The 18589-nt window shown below is 32.0% G+C and carries 19 protein-coding genes; 17 read left to right on the top strand and 2 right to left on the bottom strand.

Translation table 11 applies throughout. The annotated features are described in order from the left end of the window. Positions 1–98: 98 nt before the first annotated feature. The 15 genes from GFV01_RS01800 to GFV01_RS01730 all read left to right on the top strand — a co-directional run bounded on the left by GFV01_RS01800 (position 99) and on the right by GFV01_RS01730 (position 13221). A complete protein-coding gene (locus GFV01_RS01800; RefSeq protein WP_160564371.1) occupies positions 99–716 on the top strand; it encodes a hypothetical protein in 618 nt (205 codons plus the stop codon). A 10-nt stretch (positions 717–726) separates the two neighbouring features. Next, the gene (locus tag GFV01_RS01795) at positions 727–1290 is read left to right on the top strand and encodes a hypothetical protein (RefSeq protein WP_160564369.1); all 564 of its coding nucleotides are present in this window, start codon (positions 727–729) and stop codon (positions 1288–1290) included. 1 nt (position 1291) lies between these two features. Continuing rightward, the gene (locus GFV01_RS01790; protein WP_160564367.1) at positions 1292–2395 is read left to right on the top strand and encodes a major capsid protein; all 1104 of its coding nucleotides are present in this window, start codon (positions 1292–1294) and stop codon (positions 2393–2395) included. A 12-nt stretch (positions 2396–2407) separates the two neighbouring features. Continuing rightward, positions 2408–2728 (top strand): DUF6706 family protein, encoded by a 321-nt coding sequence (locus GFV01_RS01785; protein WP_160564366.1) that lies wholly within the window; start codon positions 2408–2410, stop codon positions 2726–2728. Then, on the top strand, positions 2722–3045 hold the full coding sequence (locus GFV01_RS01780) for a hypothetical protein (RefSeq protein WP_105297645.1): 324 nt from the start codon (positions 2722–2724) through the stop codon (positions 3043–3045). Before GFV01_RS01785 ends, GFV01_RS01780 begins: the two co-directional genes overlap by 7 nt. Continuing rightward, on the top strand, positions 3036–3494 hold the full coding sequence (locus GFV01_RS01775; RefSeq protein WP_160564364.1) for a hypothetical protein: 459 nt from the start codon (positions 3036–3038) through the stop codon (positions 3492–3494). The genes GFV01_RS01780 and GFV01_RS01775 overlap by 10 nt, the downstream gene beginning before the upstream one ends. Further along, complete coding sequence (locus tag GFV01_RS01770) at positions 3491–3904, top strand: hypothetical protein (protein ID WP_160564362.1); 414 nt, start codon at positions 3491–3493, stop codon at positions 3902–3904. The genes GFV01_RS01775 and GFV01_RS01770 overlap by 4 nt, the downstream gene beginning before the upstream one ends. Positions 3905–3915: 11 nt before the next feature. Next, positions 3916–4644, top strand: a complete 729-nt coding sequence (locus GFV01_RS01765; RefSeq protein ID WP_160564360.1) for a hypothetical protein — start codon at positions 3916–3918, stop codon at positions 4642–4644. Positions 4645–4724: 80 nt separating this feature from the next. Further along, positions 4725–5279, top strand: a complete 555-nt coding sequence (locus GFV01_RS01760) for a hypothetical protein (RefSeq protein WP_160564358.1) — start codon at positions 4725–4727, stop codon at positions 5277–5279. Positions 5280–5338: 59 nt separating this feature from the next. Then, complete coding sequence (locus GFV01_RS01755; protein WP_160543312.1) at positions 5339–5515, top strand: hypothetical protein; 177 nt, start codon at positions 5339–5341, stop codon at positions 5513–5515. Further along, positions 5515–10221, top strand: coding sequence for a tape measure protein (locus tag GFV01_RS01750; protein ID WP_160564356.1), 4707 nt, complete (start codon positions 5515–5517; stop codon positions 10219–10221). Before GFV01_RS01755 ends, GFV01_RS01750 begins: the two co-directional genes overlap by 1 nt. Positions 10222–10230: 9 nt before the next feature. Next, positions 10231–10671, top strand: coding sequence for a hypothetical protein (locus tag GFV01_RS01745; protein WP_160564354.1), 441 nt, complete (start codon positions 10231–10233; stop codon positions 10669–10671). Positions 10672–10702: 31 nt separating this feature from the next. Continuing rightward, positions 10703–11479, top strand: coding sequence for a hypothetical protein (locus tag GFV01_RS01740; RefSeq protein WP_160564352.1), 777 nt, complete (start codon positions 10703–10705; stop codon positions 11477–11479). A gap of 418 nt (positions 11480–11897) precedes the next feature. Continuing rightward, positions 11898–12704: a hypothetical protein gene (locus GFV01_RS01735; protein ID WP_221411108.1), complete on the top strand. Its 807-nt coding sequence runs from the start codon at positions 11898–11900 to the stop codon at positions 12702–12704. Between the two features lies 1 nt (position 12705). Continuing rightward, positions 12706–13221 (top strand): PIN domain-containing protein, encoded by a 516-nt coding sequence (locus GFV01_RS01730; RefSeq protein ID WP_160564349.1) that lies wholly within the window; start codon positions 12706–12708, stop codon positions 13219–13221. Positions 13222–13324: 103 nt separating this feature from the next. Here the strand turns inward: GFV01_RS01730 and GFV01_RS01725 are convergent, their stop codons facing one another. Then, positions 13325–13615 carry a helix-turn-helix domain-containing protein gene (locus GFV01_RS01725; protein WP_160564347.1) on the bottom strand — a complete coding sequence of 97 codons (291 nt, stop codon included), beginning with the start codon at positions 13613–13615 and terminating at the stop codon, positions 13325–13327. Between the two features lie 169 nt (positions 13616–13784). Here GFV01_RS01725 and GFV01_RS01720 point away from each other — a divergent pair, with 169 nt between their 5' ends. Together GFV01_RS01720 and GFV01_RS01715 are read left to right on the top strand one after the other, a co-directional pair. Next, positions 13785–14237 carry a hypothetical protein gene (locus GFV01_RS01720; RefSeq protein ID WP_160564345.1) on the top strand — a complete coding sequence of 151 codons (453 nt, stop codon included), beginning with the start codon at positions 13785–13787 and terminating at the stop codon, positions 14235–14237. A gap of 79 nt (positions 14238–14316) precedes the next feature. Then, positions 14317–14865 (top strand): antirestriction protein ArdA, encoded by a 549-nt coding sequence (locus GFV01_RS01715; protein WP_160564343.1) that lies wholly within the window; start codon positions 14317–14319, stop codon positions 14863–14865. Between the two features lie 284 nt (positions 14866–15149). Here GFV01_RS01715 and GFV01_RS01710 read toward each other — a convergent pair whose 3' ends face one another. After that, a complete protein-coding gene (locus tag GFV01_RS01710; protein WP_160564341.1) occupies positions 15150–18575 on the bottom strand; it encodes a phage tail protein in 3426 nt (1141 codons plus the stop codon). Between the last annotated feature and the right edge of the window lie 14 nt (positions 18576–18589).

The following is an 18589-nucleotide window of genomic DNA, read 5'->3' as shown; positions in this document are numbered from 1 at the left end:
ACTCTTGTTTTTTTATAGTAATTATTTAGTAATTACCCGTTTAAATCAAGCGAAGCGCTCATACCGTAATGTATTTTTGTGCTACAAAATATTTTGTAATGAAAGAAAAAATAAAAACAGCGCTAAAAACTAAATATAAAAATTTAGGGTTTGGAGAAAAAGCATTTAACGGGATGGCTAGTTATTTAGCTGATAACGTAACAGTAGAGGGAGATATTGATACCGCTATCTCAGGGGTTGAAAATCTTCTTAAAGCATTTCAAGGAGAAGTAGATACGGTTCGTCAGGAAAAGTCCCTACTACAAAACAAACTTGCTGAACTTGAAGGCTTAAAAAATAAACAGGAACACGGTAACGAATCTAATTTATCGGGGGCTCCGAATTGGTTTCTTGATTTCAAAAAGGCAAATGATCAACTTATTGCCGGTATTGCTGAACAAAATAAAAAATTATTGGAAGAGCAAGGGAAGGAAAAAAGACAACAGCTTATTGCTAAATATGTTAAAGAAATGGAAATACCGGAAGAACGAATGATCGGTGTTAAAATTGACGATCATCTGAAAGAGGATGAAATAAAACAATTACTTTCTGAAATTAAGCAATCTACAATAAATCTAGAAGTACCTACCAAAAAAACGGGACTTCAAGTAACCAATGATGCAATGCTAGCCCAAGAAGAAAGAGATTTCGTAGCAAGTTTACCGAATAAATCATAATAATAAAAAAATGGGAGTAAATTTTAAAGAAACAAAATATGTAGGCAGTAAGCAGCCTTTTTGGCGTGGAGAAAGTAAAGTGCTGCCCGGGGGGTTCAATATCACTAATAAATTACCAATAGGGACTTTTATTCCTCGTGGAACCTTTGTTAAAGTTAATTTTGACAAATTAGAAGCTACAATTATCAAATACGTGGTTATAGTGGGCGGTGGAACCGCTTCTAAGCCCAGAATACCTAAAGGGTCCTTGCTATGTAAAGGGGATGTTGTCGTGAAAAGTGGAGGAGAAGAGGTAAAAATTACCGATATTGATACTGATGATAACACGTTTGACACGATTACATTATCAAAACCGATTCAGGATTTAAAAGAAGGCGATATATTATATGAACCTACTAATATTCCAGAATTTGTTGTTGAGTCCGACAAAACCGTAGACGACATTAAAGACACAACCGTAAGTGTTTCGTACGAAGCGGTTATCCTTAAAAACGTGTTGGGAGCCTTTCCTGAGGAATGGAAAGAGGGCCATTATCTTAAAAAGAATCATAATATTTTATTTATAAATCAATAATATGCCACCAATTTTATATAGCTCTATATTTAAAGAATTAACTAAAAGAGTACAATTACGCATTGACGAAGCTTCACGACAAAATAAATTGTTGTTTGACACGCCTATTTACGAGAATTATATGACGTGGGATATTCCTTCTACCAGTTATCACTTTGAAGAAATCATAGGTAAATATAATTTATCGATTGCCGCTGCGACTATAGATGAGAATGCTAAAGAGCCGATTCGAGGACCTCAAGGTTTGAGTACAATTAGTGCAAAAAATCTTACACATGCTCATTCTATTCCGTTGCCTGTGCAAGAGTACAGAAAGATATTAGAATTACTGAACAGCAGTTTATTACCCGATCAGAAAAAAAAGCAAGAATTAATGCAAATCATGTTTGGCGCGGTTAAAAACGCGGTGGAAGGGGTCCAAGCAAAACTTGATATGATATTTTTAGGGGCATTATCCAATGAAGGAATTTATAATTTAAATGCAGATAATAACCCTGAAGGGATTAAAACGAGTATCAATTATCAGATGCCTGACTCCAATAAAGGAGTTGCAACCATAGAGTGGGTACAATCTAATATAGATACGGTGGATCCTTTTGAAGACATTCAGAGTATAGTGGATGCCGCCCAAAATATAAAACTTTCTGAAATATGGATTTCTCAAGCAAAACTTAGTTTTATTACGAAAGCTAAAAAATTAAAGCAAGTTATTTTGGGTACGGATAAAAGTAACAGTCCGATTTTATTAAGTCAGTTAAATTCATTTATGGAGAGCAATGAATTGCCAAAATTTAAAGTGATTCGCCGCCAAACAAATGTACGTTTACCAGACGGATCATTAAAAACAATCAGTCCGTTCAACGGAAAAAACTTAGTATTTGTACCTGAGGGGAAATTAGGTGTTATTAAAAATTCACACACTGACAACGAATTAAGACAGGAAGACGACATAACATATTCTAATTACGGGCGAATTCGAATTGCACAATGGGGAGTAGGTGAGAAACAAAATTCAAATCAAACCGATTTTATTAAAGCAGAAGTCATAGCCTTACCTGTATTTACTTCAATCAACGGAATATTTAGTTTAAAGACCGAAAAGTAGTTAGATAACCCCATGACTTATAAAGAATACTTATTAGCAACGTTAGCTCCATTTGGAGTTGAGATTGCAACCGTTGATTTAATCATAATAAATCAAAAACTTTCACCCGATAAAGAAGTAAAGACCGAAGAAGATGTGTTGCTTTTGAAAAAAACACTCTTTAAAGAATTCAGCATATTTCTTCCAAAACAAAAAACTTTGTCTGAGGGTGGGTATTCCATTTCTTGGGACATGGAAGCAATACGGTTGTGGTATTCTTCATTAGCAAAAGAATTAGGCGAAGACGATACGTTTTTTACAAGTTCAACAATAAGTGCTGTCCATTTATGGTAATGCAATATCCCTATAAATTAGAAATACTTGTAATTGCTGAGTCTATTCGGGATGGCAACGGTGATTACCAACCTCAAAAAACTGAATGGAAACATTATTGTTATTGCAGGGATGAAGCCGGAAACGGTAAAGTTATTAAAGGTGTAGATGGTGTTAATTATTTATATACGGCATTGATACAATGCCCAAAGGGTACAAAACAGGTGACTCAAGGAACGCTAATTAGAGTGATAGATGGAGAAGGATCCGTAAGGGTGCAGGAGTTGCCTGTAATGTATTCGCGAATGGATCAATTACATACAAGACTATGGGTTTAAAACCAGAATTTAATTTAGGCGAAATAAGGGCTCAATTTCATAAATACACTGAAAAGGTAGAAAGTATTCTTTTAATGAATTTAAGTTATTTAGGAGAACAAGCTGTAATTGAGGCAAGAAATAACGGGCGCTATAAAAACATTACCAATAACTTGCGTTCTTCCATAGGTTACCTGATTGTTAAAGATGGAAGCGTGGTTAAAAAAATAGGTTTTAACCGTCATGGTTTAGCAGAATACAATAAGCAGGGAGCTGAAAAAGGCGAGAGTTTAGCGTTAAAATTAGCTGCAGAACAACCCAAGAACTCGTATTCATTAATAGTAGTAGCGGGGATGAACTATGCCGTATACGTGGAAAGCAAAGGGTATAATGTCCTTACTTCTTCTGAAGAATTAGTCAGACGGGAGCTTCCAAAAATGGTTACCAATCTAAACAAGTTAATAAGTTGAGAACCAATATAGATGTACTTGATTTAATTTTCAAGACAATACAATCTTTACAAGCCTGTTTAACCGGAGGAGTTTATAAACTGCAACGTCCGGCAAACTCTAATAAAGAAGATATTGTTATTAACTCTTTAATACTTTCAACCGGAGACATACAAAAGGGAACATATAACCTTAATATTCATGTTCCTGATTTGATAATAAAATACAAAAATCAAATACAAAACCAGCCAAATTTGAAAAGGCTGAACGAGTTAAACGAATTAGTAAGAAATAAAATTGATGAAATTTATAATGAGGATTACAACTTATACATAGTTTGGGAAAATACCCTTAAAGATGTGGATACCGCTAATAATCATTATATAAACATAAGAATTCAATTTATAAGTTATAAAGCATATTTTAAATAAAATAATAGAAAATGGCAACAGATAAGACAATAACCAGGGGACTCCAAAAAATAGAATTTGGAACCATTCCTGCAGATGGGGGAATGACTAATCAGTGGTTTCGATTGGGATATACAAGACGCGAAACATTTACATTTAACAGTGAAGATGGAGATACGACAGATTTTTATTCAGAAGAATCAGATACGGCGATTGATTCAATAACAGTACCGGGGAAAGAGAGTTTTGAGCTTGATTTAATGAACTTTAATTTAGAAACGCTACAAAAACTTTTTGGAGGAACTATTAAAGGCACAGGAGACGATGCAATTTATTGTGCGCCAAATAAAATTGAAGCAAAAGAGTGGAGCTGCAAAATAACTCCTGAAAAGGGGTATATATTTGCTTATCCTAGAGTATCCATAATGCCTAAATTATCCGGTTCTTTTACAAAGAACGAACTTATGCAAATACACCTGGTGTGTACAATACTTGAACCAACTAAAGAAGGTGAGTCTAAATGGCAAGTTCAAAAGATAACCCAAACTCTACTTAATTTAAATTCTCTTTTGCAATCAACAGATATTGGAAAACTAAAAGAGAATTCAGAGGAATCAATACTTAAAAGAGTTAAAGAGTTAAACCCGTTAGTCGATATTTCAAATGTTGAGGTTTCCAATATAACTAAGAATTCTGCTACAATTAGTGAAAAAGCAGGGGGAGAGTATATAGGCTCGGTAAACGTTGGGTTTACAGTTTAAGCACATTAAAATTTATAAAAAAATCATGTAAATAAGCCTATATAACCCCTATTATATAGGCTTTTTAACTTTATACAACCATGGATATATCTCAAAAACTACAAGCAGAAAGACAAGAATACGATTTGCTGTTAAACCAAGGAGTTGAATTTTCAATTTCTGTGGAATATAAAAAAAAAGAAAAGATTAAACGGGAGGGCCTATTTTCATTCTTACCCGCAACATATAAAACAGTAAAAATAAGCAAAGAGAAAAAATTTGTTATAAAACAACCGGTATTAAAGGTCTTAGACAGGCTATCTAAAGAATATTTGAAGTTAGAATATGAAAATTCACTAGATAATGAAGATCAATTGCAGCTAAATAAAGCAGCTATATCCTTAGTTAGAGAAAAGGCGATTGTCTTAGCAAAGATTGTTGCTATTGCCGTTCTGGGCATGGAATATACGAATGAAAAAAAATTGAAATATTATACAGGGCTTTTTTACCGTTCATTAACTCCTTCTAAACTCGTAGAGGTTGCGCTGTTGATTAATACTATAGGAAATTTAGTGGATTTTACCAACTCTATCAGATTACTAGCCCCGCTAAGGACAGCAATCCCGACTCCGATAGAGGAAAACAAAGAGGCTTAAAATCTTTATACGGGATCAGGGGAGAAATTAAAAAAAACTTTGGGTTTACATGGAAAGAAATGAACGAGGTTATTCCTTGGCCAATCATTCAACGAATGATGATAGACGCTTCAAATTATGAATACGACACAAACGAATCAAAGACTCCGTCTACCTCTCAATCTAACAAGGTGTCCTATCAAACGGATGAGGATATTATAAATTATATGCTAAATCAACAAAATAAAAATCTATAATGAACAATAACGAAGGAGCTTTAAATTTTTCGGCTGAAATTGATCTAAGCCTTATAAAAAAAGCGATAAAACAGGGGGAAGATTTAATTAAAAATTTTTCCAATAATGCCGTGGATGATTTTTCTAAATTAGATACGGCAGTTGTAAATTCCGGTAAAAGGTTGGAATATTTAATACAAAAAAATGCTTCCAAATACGGGGTAAATTTAAATAAATTAATCCTTCCTGCCCCCGGAAACAGTGTGAGTAACGAAATGGTTAAGCAGCGGGTTATTATGGAAGAAGCCAAAAGAAATATTAAAGAATTGTATAAGGAGATCGAGAACTTTAAATATCAACAAAAAACTTTTGGCGAAGGGTCCAAAAAATGGAACGAACTAAAAAACAGAATTATCGATGCTAAGTCTGCTATAACCGCATATTCAACAGAATTAGAGACGGCGAAGCAAAAAATAAAAGATTTATCTTCCAATAAACCTGTTAAAGCAACCATTCAGGGTCTCGACAAAACTAAAAAAGATGTTGAAAATTTATCTAGTACCGTTAAAGATGAAACCTCTAAAATGAACGGGTACTTTAAATCTCTATCCACAGGGGTTGCCGCTTATTTTTCGCTAACTGCCTTAAAAGGCTTTACCAACCAATTAATAAAAGTAAGAGGAGAGTTTCAACAAAACCAAATAGCATTTGAAGTTATGCTTCAAAGCAAGGCAAAGGCCGACCAATTAATGGGCGAATTGGTAAGTTTTGCTTCCGAATCTCCTTTTGGGTTGCAATCATCCTCAAAAGCCGCAAAACAGTTGTTAGCTTATGGGAGTGCCGCACATGAAGTGCGCAATGAACTCAAAATGTTAGGGGATGTTGCATCAGGGGTATCTCAACCAATCGGAGACCTGGCGTATTTATACGGTACGTTGAGGACCCAAGGAAGAGCGTATGCGGTAGACATCAGACAATTTGCGGGGAGGGGCATCCCTATTTACGAGGAATTAGCCAAGGTCCTAAAAGTTAATACCAACCAAATAAACGAAATGGTAGAAGCCGGAAAAGTAGGATTTCCAGAAGTTCAAAAAGCGTTTAAAAATATGTCTTCAGAGGGCGGGAAATTCCATAACTTGATGATCAAACAAACGGAATCATTGGTTGGACTACGGGAAAAACTATCTGATGCGGTGGATGTTGCCTTAAATGATATAGGCACAAAAACACAAAGTATACTTTCAGGGGGAATTTCGGCCGCTGCTTTTTTAGTTGAAAACTATGAAGCAATAGTTAAAGTTTTAACTACACTTATCAGTACTTACGGGGCTTATCGCGCCGCATTAATGCTTGTTAATACACTTCAAAAAGCCAATACAAGTATTTCAATGGTTACAAACGTAGTTAATTTGTCCAGAGCCACTCAAGGGTTGACTATAGTTTCAAGGGCTCGAGCGGTAGCCTTAGCGGCTGAAACCGTGGCCCAAAATGCTTTAAATGCCGCAATGAGTGTCAATCCTTTTGTGTTAATTACCACCACTATTGTTGGATTAACCGCTACTATGTGGGCCTTGCATGACAGCACTAACGCTCAAGAAGAAGCGCAAAAAAAATTAAATGCTCGATTGGAAGAAGGACAAAAAAGAAGAGAAAATACCTCAAGATGGGTAGATACGATCAATTCACAAACAAACTCCATTTATGCTCAAGTAGAAGCTTTCAATAAATTAAAAGCCTTATACCCCGACTATTTACAAAACTTAGATCTTCATGCTTTTAAAGCCAAAAGTGCGGCAGAGCAACAAAAGATTTTAAATAAAGCCATGGATGATGCCGATGTTAAGATAAACACGAAAGGCATAGAAGAAGTGGAAAACAAAATTAAAGAATTAAGAGAACGTTATGAAAGAACGGTAAAAGACGACAAAAATGTATTTGAAATTATTCATGTAACCAAATTACTTGCGGCTCAAGAAGAAGAATTAAAATTACTTAAAGAGCAAAAAAAACTTAACGAGCAAAATGCCAAAGAGGCTGCGTATCAAGAATTATCGGAAAAAGAGAAAATTAAATACCTTGAAGAGCAAAAGAAAATTTTAACAGACCAGGCATTGGCTATTTTGGATAATCAAAATGTATTGAATAAAGAGAATTTATCGCATGAAAAAAAGATATCATTAGTAAAACAAGGGACTGAGGACCTGTTGAAACAAAAAAAATTAATTATTGAAACTAAAGACGAGGTAGATAAACTAGGATATTCATTTTCGGTTATTCCTTCTTATTTATCACCCATCAATTATGCTTTAAAAAATAAATTAGAAGAGATAAGCGGTGTCGACGTAAAATTATTAGCTCTAAAATCACCGGCAGCAACTAAAAATAAGGAATATTGGAAAAAAAGAGAAGAAGAGTACACCAAATTACTGGAAGCGTTGCCGTCCTCGGGCAGGACCACCAATCAAGAAAAAGACTTTAAAGAATACACTCAACTGATCAAAGAAGCACGAAAAGAGTTAGACCAATACAATATATCCGTTGAAAAATCATCCAAAAGAAAGACAAAAACTAAGAAAGAAGAATATCCTTACGGATCTTTAAAGTATTGGGAAGAGGTATCCAGGAAAATTGATGACATTATATCAAAAACAGCGTATGAAGAAAAAAACAAGGAGTTTATTAAAAAGCTTTCCGACAAAAAGATAGAAGCAGATCAAAAAGTGGAAGAGATCCGTTTTAATCTGGCAATACGGGGATTTGATGAAGAATTGACCTATAAAAGTCAACAATATTCTAATTACTATAAATGGATCGAGAATTTGGGTAAAGATTCTGCCGATAAGCAATTTTCCGATTTACTAAAAAACGGAAATACATTTTTAGAATATTTAGAAAAACAAAAAGCCAATATCGTAAATAAGGGAGGCCAATTAACCTTAGTTGAAGGCAATCAACTATCCGTCCTTACGGACAGAATTAATGAAATTAAAGGTATAAAATCATCCTTTGAGCAATTAAAGGACAGTATTGCCCGAGCAAAAGATGAAAGCCGGTCCTTGTTTGAATATGTGGAAAAAATTTCAGAATTCAAACAAAAATTGAATGAAGGAGCGATTCATATTTTTGGTGAGCAAAAAAATGAAGCGTTTAACTTTCTCAATCAAGAATCCGAAAAAACGCAGCAGGATATTTTAAACAATTTATTGGCTAATTTCAAAACTTTTGAAACTCAACGAAAAGAAATAGTTGACGAAGCCGAGAAAAATATATTGCTTGCAAGAAAAAAAGGATATTTAGAATTAATTCCTCTCATAGAAAAGACTAAAGACAGACTTATCGGTGAATTAGACGCCTCGGAAATACAAGGTTCTGATATTTGGCAACATCTATTTGACGGGATGGGCGATGTGTCTTTAGAGGTGTTTAAGAAAAGCACGAAGAAGATGAAAGAAATGATCGCCAATATTAGTGATGAAGGAATTAAAAAGAACCTCACCAAACAATTAGACGATTATGAAACCTCAATTTCTTCTCCTTTAACCAATCTTAGAAAGGCTATTAAAAAATACAAGGATGCGGAAGGTGATATGAATAAATCCAAGGCGCTTGATAAATTAAAAAAAGCGTATCAAGAGTTTGAAGAGAATGCAATAATGTCTTTAAAGGCGGTTTCCAACGGATTAAAGGATTTAGGCTATAAAACCGAAGATTTAGATAAAATTGTCAAAGGAATAGAAGGAGGAATGCAGGCTATTTCCGGTGTATTAAATGAAAATCCGGCACAAATAATTGGTGGAGCTATGGGCCTGATCAGTACTCTTTCTGATGCCTTTGATCGCAAATCAAGAAAATTGCAAAGGAGAACGAAACAATTAAAATCTGAATTAGCAGAAATACAGCGGTTGTTCTCAAACTTGGAACGTGAAGTAGGCAGGGCGGTAGGAGAGGATTATTACTCAACGCAACGGGATAAAATCCAAAATTTACAATCTCAACAACAAAAACTTAATGAGTTAATAGCTAATGAGCAAAAGAAAAAAAGCAAGAAACGCGACAACGGAGCGATTGAAGATTGGAAAAATCAAATAAATGAAATTAATAATCAAATCATCGACATTCAAAACAATATAGCAGAAACCCTCACCCAAACAAATTTTAAAGACGTGGCAAATCAATTGGCAGATGTTTTTACGACTGCTTTTTCAGAGGGTAAGGATGCGGCCAAAGATTTTGAAAAGACGTTTAAGCAGGTCATTGCTAATTCCGTTAAAAACGCGCTTAAATTGCGCATATTAGAACCGGTAACCGACAAGTTTGTTAAGGATATGTCTGACTATATGGGTAATAATAACAATTCCTTATCAGGGTTTGATTTTGATAAATGGAAAAACCAGTTGAGCGAGGCGGGAAATAGTTTTACTAATGCGCTTACGGAGTTTGAAAATTTTTTTAAAAACATTAACTCTGTAGAGATGGACCCTCTCTCAGGAGCCATTAAAGGAGTGAGTGAAGATACGGCAAATTTAATTGCCGGACAGTTGAATGCCATTCGCATGAATCAATTAAACTCTTTTAATTTATTGAGGGACCAACTTACATTGATGAGTAAAATTGAAATGAACACCTTTAAATTAAATTCCATGGAAAAAATGATGAGTGACATGGTACAATATATTAAATCTAATTCGGGACTGGACAGCGCTCGAGCAAAAGGATTATTCTATTAAATAAAAAAAATGGATAATAAACAAATAAAAAATATCATGCTAAAAATGGGAGGGCATTGTGAAGATTCATTAAACGATCTTGAGAATGCCCGGACCGTCAGAGAATTGACCCACGTTTTGTTCGATTATATTAAACCTTGTATGGAAAAAGATTTTCCTACTTATGAAATTATGGAACATTTTAAGTTGAAAGGTGAGCCTTACGGGGTTTATGTAGACAGCAGGGGGGTATTTGAAGCTCAAGAACAAAACATTCTTTACGGAGATTCAACGATCACTTTACATGTCAAGCCGTATGACGTGGTAAGGATCTATTTAAAGCATATTGCTCATGTAGATCTGTCAGTGGGTGAGAATGCCATAGTACTATTATATAAATTCGACCAATCTACTTTTAAAATAATCAATGGAGATAAAAATAATATTTTTATTAGAGATAAAATAAAGTAAATTTTATATATTTGAGTGCAAAATTAATTATATGCTTTGGTTCATTGTAATAGTTACATTTATAATCGTGCTTTTTTTAGGTTTATTAGCAGGCAACGAAGAAACCCAAAAAACTAATGAAAGGATTAAGTTTAATTCAAAAAAAATGAATGATAATCTGCCTAGTGGATTTTATAAATCCAAGCTTTTAATAGGATATAAAGGATTTTACATTTTTGCCGTGGATAATATAAATAAAAAGATAGCTGTATTAGTTAACGGTAATACAAAAGTTATAGATTTTAAAGATATTTTAAGTGTAGAAATTATTGAAAACGGATCTGTAATAGATAAAAAATCCGCTACAAGAACAATTGGAGGAGCTGTTGTAGGAGGTATCCTGGCGGGGGGGGTAGGATCAATTATAGGAGGATTATCTGGTGCAAATCATCAAAAAAAATTAGTATCGAAATTAAGTGTTAAGATATTGATTAAAGACATACATTCACAATCAATAACGATTGATTGTTTTGATTCAATGACAATGCCAATTGAAAAAAAACAAAAAGCCGATATAAGTAAATCGTTTTTTAAAGATATTTATTTAAAAGGAGTTGAAGATGCAACTCAAATAAAGGACACTTTAAGCATTATTATTGATGAAGTAGACTCACAAAATATTACGCCCGATAACAAAAATTTAACTAGCGAGAAAAACATTGCCGTGTCTGCATCCGACGAACTATTTAAGCTTCTTGAATTAAAAGAAAAAGGCGTTTTAACAGAAAATGAATTTACTATTCAAAAACAAAAAATATTAAATAATTAATTTACTAAAGGTAGTTGTTTATTAGATTATAATACTGTAAAATTTTTTTCTTTTGTGTTTTAAATGTAGAAGGAAACAATTACGTTATTCCTGTTATATACAATAAATAAAGATTAGATAAATACAAATATAATTTAATCTTAATGAAAAAATGGAACTAATATTTTGCGGTTGAATAGAAAAGTTATTGTATATTGACTAAAGAATTTAATCAACAATTGGTGAGACATTGTGCCGGCCAATAGGTAATAAGATAAATTCGCACTAACATTATAGAAAACTATTGATCTTTTACGTCTGAATATATAACCCTTTTTTGATTGGGTTTACTTATAGATGTAATTATAGATAAGTTACAGACGGCTTAAAATTTGTTATGCGTATTAAAAATGCTTAAAAGCAAGTAACCTATAAAGAATTGGCAAAAAAAATGAGTGAATACGATAACATAAAATCAGATGAAATTAAATCATTTGAAATTAAATTACTTGGAGTTAATGCAATTCCAGAAAATTTTACTTTAAATGAATTATTTAATCTATTTTCTGAACTACAAGATGCATTGAAAATAGAAGCATATGTCATGTATCCTAATGAGATAAGAAGCAATGAAAAACTTGAGTTGAAATTAATTGAACTCAAAAATAATTGTATTTTAACAAAGTTTGAACCTACCAATATATTTATGAATAATTCATTTGAAAAAATATCAGAGAGCATAAAAGATAATAAATATGATACCCTTTCCTATGATACAGGTAAAAAGCTACAATCATTTAATAAAAAAATAAAGGATAAGGGAATATACAATTGTCAATTTATTAGTGAGGGTAATGTTATAAGTGAAATAGATAAAACAACTGATATAATATTAGATAAAAACTATATTAATGACTACACTACAATTTATGTTAAGGTTGAATATTTATATGACGGGAAACAACCATCAACCAAAATACGTTTATCAAATGATCATGCTATAACCATAAAAATATCTAAGAATATAGGTTTAAAGTTAAAAGATTATTTATACTCCTCATCATTAGTTGGATTAGAGGGAGAAGCAAAATATTCGATACAAAATTTTAAATTACTTGATTTTACCATAGAAAGAATTATTGAAAATGAATCACTTCCACTAACAAAAGCATTAAAAGATTTAAGAGATATAGTAGGAGATCATTTCGATGGGAAAGATATTAACGATTTACTTTTAAATGATTAATATGAGCTTACAAAAAGTATGTTTAGACGCTCAGGTGTATATATGGGGCATTAAAGAGGAATCTATTCCAGAACAAAAGCAAATGATAGATTTATCTAAAAAATTATTTGAATATTTAGAAAACAAAAATATAGATGTTATATTACCAACTCCTTTAATTACAGAATTAACATGGACGATGGATGAAACTAAAAGGGAAAAGCTTACTAAATATTTAATACAGCGTTTTAAACCGGCTCCGTTTGATGCTGTTAGTGCAATAATTTGCGGCAAAATGTTAAGTCAATATGTTAATAAGCCTAATTATGCGCAAATAAAACAAGATATAGGAAAACGTAAATTAAAATATGATGCTTTAATAGCCTCTATTGCTATAAAGAATGAATGTGATTGTATTTTCACCATGGATGAGGATTTTAATATTGCTAAAAACTTTATTGATATCAAAAAAATACCCGATAACTTAAGTTTGTTTGATGCCGAAAATTCAGATACGCCTAATATATTTAATACTTAAACATAAATAATAACTAACTCAAAAGAATAAGTATTTTTATTTGCCTTTAAAAGTTATAAACAAGATCATTTTTAAAAACTAATAAAAATTCTCTAATTATTATTTAATAATCCTTTTCTTTTATTATATCTATAATTTTTTCCAACTCGTTAACTGTATTAGCTTTAAAAAATTCTCCTTTATAGTCTATTAGCGCGGTTAATTCATTTGTTTTTCTTTCATCAATAAATAGATCTAATAAAGGTATATTTAATTTTTCAGATATAATTTTTAATGTTTGAATAGATGGTTCTTTTAAATTATTACTTAATGTACCTTTTGAAATACCTATCATTTCTGCAAGTTTCGTTTTCGTGATACCTCGTTCTTTTAATATTTCATCAATTCTATACATATAAATTTAATTTATTTGAAACAAAATTAATGTTTCACTTAGTTAAAGTTTTATAAAAATAAAACTTTAACATATCTTTAACACATATTAATAGTTTCATTATAATAAAACTTTATATATTTGTGGTATCAAATTATTGAAACAAAAAAAATAATTAAAAATTAAAATCATGAAAAAAGAAAAATTAGCACAATTATTAAATGGCCGTCAATATGGAGAAGAAATGACCGATGAAGAGCAATTACAAGCCGAAAAAAATGGGCTTTTGGTTTGTTTCGGGGCTTCTGATGATTTATTGGAATTTAGAGGTATTATGTCTGATGAAGCAGGAATTTATGGAGGAGGGAGTATTTTCCTGTATAAAAACAAAGATCAGAAATTCGCATTTTTAGATGAACCAAGCTATGATGAATTATCTGCAACTCTTGATCAAAAAGGTTTACCTATTTCTCTTAAAACGCTGCCAATTAAAGCAGAATGGTGTCCAGAAAAACTAGACTGTACATGGTTAATAACAACAGATATACCTCATGCTACATTTGACATTTATGATAATGAAGAATTGTATTGCCGTGGAATCGTGTTAAAATTATCAGATATAAAAAATTATTTAAAAAACTAAAATAATGACACATTCTACAAACAACAAAAAATACTTTTTGAAATAGATATAATAAAAAATAATTTAAAGATACTTTAATATGGAAACAATTTTAAATGCGACAGTATGCGTACAAACGTTATATAAAGATATTAACAATAATCTACAAGAACATTGGTTAGATTTAAATAAATATAAAAATATCGAATCATTTTATGAAAAATGTAAACAAATACATAATGATGAAAATGATCCAACATTTGTGTATCCAAACTGGGCATATATACCCGGTAATTTCATATCAGAAATACATATTGATAAGCGAATTTTTGAATTAATTGAACACGCTAGTAAATTAACGGGAGATGATCGGAAAGGTTTTCATTCTTTTTTAGATGGTAATGAATTTGAGATAGATAATAATGCTAGCGATATCATTAATATGTTTAATGAGCAATTTATCGGTTATTTTGAATCGTATGACGACTTTGGGCGTTATCTTTTAAAAAATATGGGATACAAAATTGACGAAATTTTAGATAATTATTTCAATTATGGAAAATTTGCAAGGAAAGAATTAATTAAAGGTTCATTTTACTCTATCGGTAATTCTTTTTTCTCACTTCCCCAAAATAAAAAATCATTCTAGTAAATATTATTTTAAAATACTTCAATATGGAAACAATTTTTAAGTCGAATTATGAATTTATCAAATTATTGATAATTCTGGTATACAAATTAACGAATTCTTATAGCGTTATAAAAAATAACGAAAAGTGCAAGTTAATGAAAAATAAAAGCCTTGCAGTCCTTTTCTATGACTACAAGGCTCTTAAATTGTAAAGATGTTATTAATACCTTGTGTAAAGTTCAACACAAAGATAACAACTATTTTTATACTGAAAAATAAGTAATTATAAAAATACTATCTTTTTAAATTATTTGAATCCATTTATCATGCATAAATATTAATATTGCGCTACTAGCATATAACAAAGCAATTCCATCTTGTAGACCTCTCTTTAAAGTTAAAATTTGATTTCCATTTCCTAATATTGAGCATGAAGAGATTGCACGGAAAATAAGTAGTTGTCCTTCTTGCGGTTTATTTGGAAGATATATTCTATCATCTTTATTAGTAGAAAATGTAAAACAGGAAGTTTCATTAAGAGTAATTCCTCCATTAAGAATTTGCGTACTAAGATATAATCCCATCGCTTTTAACACTCTTATATATGCCCCCCATGAAGGGGCAGGGTTGTTGCTGTAATTTTGTGCACTAGCAAAGAGACCACAAATACCCCATTGATTCCAATATTTTTGATCCATGGAAGCATCCCCTTTCACGATTAAAGCGGCCTTAAATTCTGCACCATAATTTGTTTTATAAACTGTTTTTCCGGCTCTGTTAATTTCAATACCTTGAGATCCTACCGTAGTTTTATGACCTTTAGCGTTTGCAATCATAATTTCTCCAATTTCAGAGCTTATATTTATCTCGTTTATAGTATTCTCCGTTGTGTTTTGTTCGGTATATATTTGAGAATCATTTTTAAAATTTATACCACCATTAACCCCGTTTAATTGCGCCTTAGGAGATCCTTGTGAAGTTTTATTTTGTGAAGTGATTTTACCGTTTTGGATTATCCAATCCCCGATATTAGCGTTTTCGGCTAATAAAGTATCTGTAGCAACACTTTCAAAATTAGCTCCAAAAGGAGTCCATTTATGAGTAGCTAAAGGCCATATGTCGACAAACTCTCCGGCATCAATATTAGAAATATAATACATATCTCTAAACTTAACCACCTCAACAGTTTGTCGAGTACCCCTATAAACCGTATGATCTTTATATTCACCCCTAAAAACTAATGCAGGACCGTTATAACCGTCCTTTCCGTCTATACCATCTTTACCATCCTTACCATCTTTACCGTCCTTACCGTTTAGTCCGTCTTTGCCATCCGTTCCATTCCTTCCATTTGCACCATCCTTACCATTTGTCCCGTCTTTTCCGTTATAGCCGTCTTTACCGGATTTAGATATAATAGTCCAATAAGATCTGTTGGTGGGCGTATTTCCAGGGTTGGCCTCTTTAATCATTCGATAAGAAGAACCTAAATAAGTAACTTCATCACCCACGTAATATTTTTTCGAGTTATCATATTCGCCCCTATATACACCAATAACATTTTCATCTCCTGAAGGACTTTGTACTATAGTTCCTTTAATAACCAACTTTCTGTCATTATTTCTATTCCACTCAATACACGCATTATCGTCTCCAAATTTAAGGTGATTGTTGTCCAGGTCTAAAAAAGAGCTTCCGTCTGAAGAAGTTATTTTTCCGGTTCGTATAAATTTACCGTTTATAGTAGTACTTCCATACGTCAGAGAAATTGACCGTACATTGTCTTGTACTGAATTTAACACCCCGATAATGAAATGGAAGTAGGAAGAGTCATCATCAACTTTAATTTGATCTTGAGAAAAAATAAGAGTTCCATTGCCTCCTTTTTTTTCACATCGGGCATATATATAATAAGCATTAGTATTAGATAAATTGGTAGTGCCTGACCCTAAATTCCAATATTTGATATCTTGTTCAATTGCGTAGTGTACCAAGCTGCCACCCGTAACCTTTATAACATTGTAATCACCTTGATAGTTTGCCTCCAACAGGGTATTAATCAAGTCAAACTGCATAGATTTTGCACCTACCGATAACATCATGGTGTCAATACTTCCAGGCTTAATTTTTTCGGTAAAATAATTACCCTCGGGGTCAAATATTAATCCTTTCAATTCTTCAGTATCTCGCCAATTACGTCTAATTCTAGCGGGATCTTTTAAATTATTTACTTTGATAATGGTATCATTTTTAATCACATTCTCCAATATGTTTGTGATTATATTGGTTTCTACCGTGTCTGATATAGTCAATTCATATTTATAAGGGTTTATCAGGTCTCTTGAAAATGAATTTACTCGTATACTTTTATTAACATTAATATCTTCATCTTTAATTTTTATTAAATCTCCGGCTTGGAAAAAATTGGTTATCGATCCTTCTCCTTCTCTTTTCTTTAAAAATAAAGGATCAATAACTAAAGAATATTCTACATAAGGTTGTGAATTTTGTTGATAGTATTTTTCACCCTTTTTTAGTAATCTTTGTTCCGCATCATCAATATAATTCTGAGGTAAATTTATATTTAATAATACATACGTATCTCCTGGCATTATTTGAAAGGCGGGACTTTCTTCATTGGGTAACCTTAATCCTCTATCATCGTCAAAAGGAACTAAAGAAAACATTTTTTGTTTATCGTCGTAAGAGTGCACGTCAAACTCATAACCTGCTAAATTACCGGTTTGAAAATGTACTTTAGCGTTAGTCCCTTCAATTAACCACAGGGTACCTTGATCATCTTTTTCATTCAAATTAAACATTTCCTCATCGCAAAATTGATAATATTTACCTCCTAAAGAAGTTACTTTGCCCGTGCGACATGGATAAATATCGTCAAAGTTTACGACATTTTCAACGATCCCGAACTTATTAACGGCTTCTTTTTCTTCTAAATAAGAGGTTACCTTGTTTTTATTCGGTAAACATAGTTTGGTTTGACGATATTTTGTACTTAAATTTTTAGATCCCCCGTAAACAAATAATCGAGTTACTAAAGATTTATTATTACAATTATTTCTTGATAAATTATATAATCCACCCATTTTGCCATATTCAAAGGTGAAAGGATAGGTATTTCCAACAACTTCTTTAATGTTTATGGTGTGATATTCAGTTGAACTTATTATTTCAAATTCCGTATCATATTCTTGACATAAGCTTTGCAACACCTGAAGACAATTTTGACCATCAAAGGAAAGGTTTTTATATTCTGTGTTTGTTGGACATTCACCAAGCCTCCAACGCTTACCGAATACTCTTTGTGTATTAGTAATAATAACTTCAGCAAATCCTCTTAAATCAGATACTAAATAATCTCCTTTTAAGTCTATGTCTCCTTTACTTTGAGGAATAAGATACGTACATTTTAATAGATCATATTGCAAGGATTCAAATTTAACTTGATAGGTAAACTTCCTTGAGCTTTCTTTGACAATAGACGGAATTGAATTTAATTTATAAATCTTATCGAAAACATATATATAATCGTTAATCCTAAAATCAATCGGAGTAGCACTGATTACAGTCATGTTAACTATATCATCGCTTAATAATGTGGTAATTTGTGTTGCTGATGTAACCTGAGATACGTTTGTTGAGGAGTTTAAACAATATGTTTTAAAAGAGCCGTTGGCATTTCTATATACAGTAAATTGTGAATTATTCATTCTATTTTTTTTCT

Source organism: Apibacter sp. B2912, from assembly GCF_009827835.1.
GTDB lineage: Bacteria > Bacteroidota > Bacteroidia > Flavobacteriales > Weeksellaceae > Apibacter.
The sequence above is the reverse complement of the archived record's forward strand: the minus strand, read 5'-3'. Positions and strand labels throughout refer to the sequence as shown.

Excerpts from the sequence above, each read along its gene's own strand:
- GFV01_RS01775 (WP_160564364.1), top strand. The coding sequence starts at position 3,036 with ATGGGTTTAAAACCAGAATTTAATTTAGGCGAAATAAGGGCTCAATTT.
- GFV01_RS01750 (WP_160564356.1), top strand. The coding sequence starts at position 5,515 with ATGAACAATAACGAAGGAGCTTTAAATTTTTCGGCTGAAATTGATCTA.
- GFV01_RS01765 (WP_160564360.1), top strand. The coding sequence starts at position 3,916 with ATGGCAACAGATAAGACAATAACCAGGGGACTCCAAAAAATAGAATTT.
- GFV01_RS01730 (WP_160564349.1), top strand. The coding sequence starts at position 12,706 with ATGAGCTTACAAAAAGTATGTTTAGACGCTCAGGTGTATATATGGGGC.
- GFV01_RS01785 (WP_160564366.1), top strand. The coding sequence starts at position 2,408 with ATGACTTATAAAGAATACTTATTAGCAACGTTAGCTCCATTTGGAGTT.
- GFV01_RS01755 (WP_160543312.1), top strand. The coding sequence starts at position 5,339 with ATGAACGAGGTTATTCCTTGGCCAATCATTCAACGAATGATGATAGAC.
- GFV01_RS01720 (WP_160564345.1), top strand. The coding sequence starts at position 13,785 with ATGAAAAAAGAAAAATTAGCACAATTATTAAATGGCCGTCAATATGGA.
- GFV01_RS01710 (WP_160564341.1), bottom strand. The coding sequence starts at position 18,575 with ATGAATAATTCACAATTTACTGTATATAGAAATGCCAACGGCTCTTTT.
- GFV01_RS01780 (WP_105297645.1), top strand. The coding sequence starts at position 2,722 with ATGGTAATGCAATATCCCTATAAATTAGAAATACTTGTAATTGCTGAG.
- GFV01_RS01800 (WP_160564371.1), top strand. The coding sequence starts at position 99 with ATGAAAGAAAAAATAAAAACAGCGCTAAAAACTAAATATAAAAATTTA.
- GFV01_RS01740 (WP_160564352.1), top strand. The coding sequence starts at position 10,703 with ATGCTTTGGTTCATTGTAATAGTTACATTTATAATCGTGCTTTTTTTA.
- GFV01_RS01760 (WP_160564358.1), top strand. The coding sequence starts at position 4,725 with ATGGATATATCTCAAAAACTACAAGCAGAAAGACAAGAATACGATTTG.
- GFV01_RS01745 (WP_160564354.1), top strand. The coding sequence starts at position 10,231 with ATGGATAATAAACAAATAAAAAATATCATGCTAAAAATGGGAGGGCAT.
- GFV01_RS01715 (WP_160564343.1), top strand. The coding sequence starts at position 14,317 with ATGGAAACAATTTTAAATGCGACAGTATGCGTACAAACGTTATATAAA.
- GFV01_RS01790 (WP_160564367.1), top strand. The coding sequence starts at position 1,292 with ATGCCACCAATTTTATATAGCTCTATATTTAAAGAATTAACTAAAAGA.
- GFV01_RS01795 (WP_160564369.1), top strand. The coding sequence starts at position 727 with ATGGGAGTAAATTTTAAAGAAACAAAATATGTAGGCAGTAAGCAGCCT.
- GFV01_RS01725 (WP_160564347.1), bottom strand. The coding sequence starts at position 13,615 with ATGTATAGAATTGATGAAATATTAAAAGAACGAGGTATCACGAAAACG.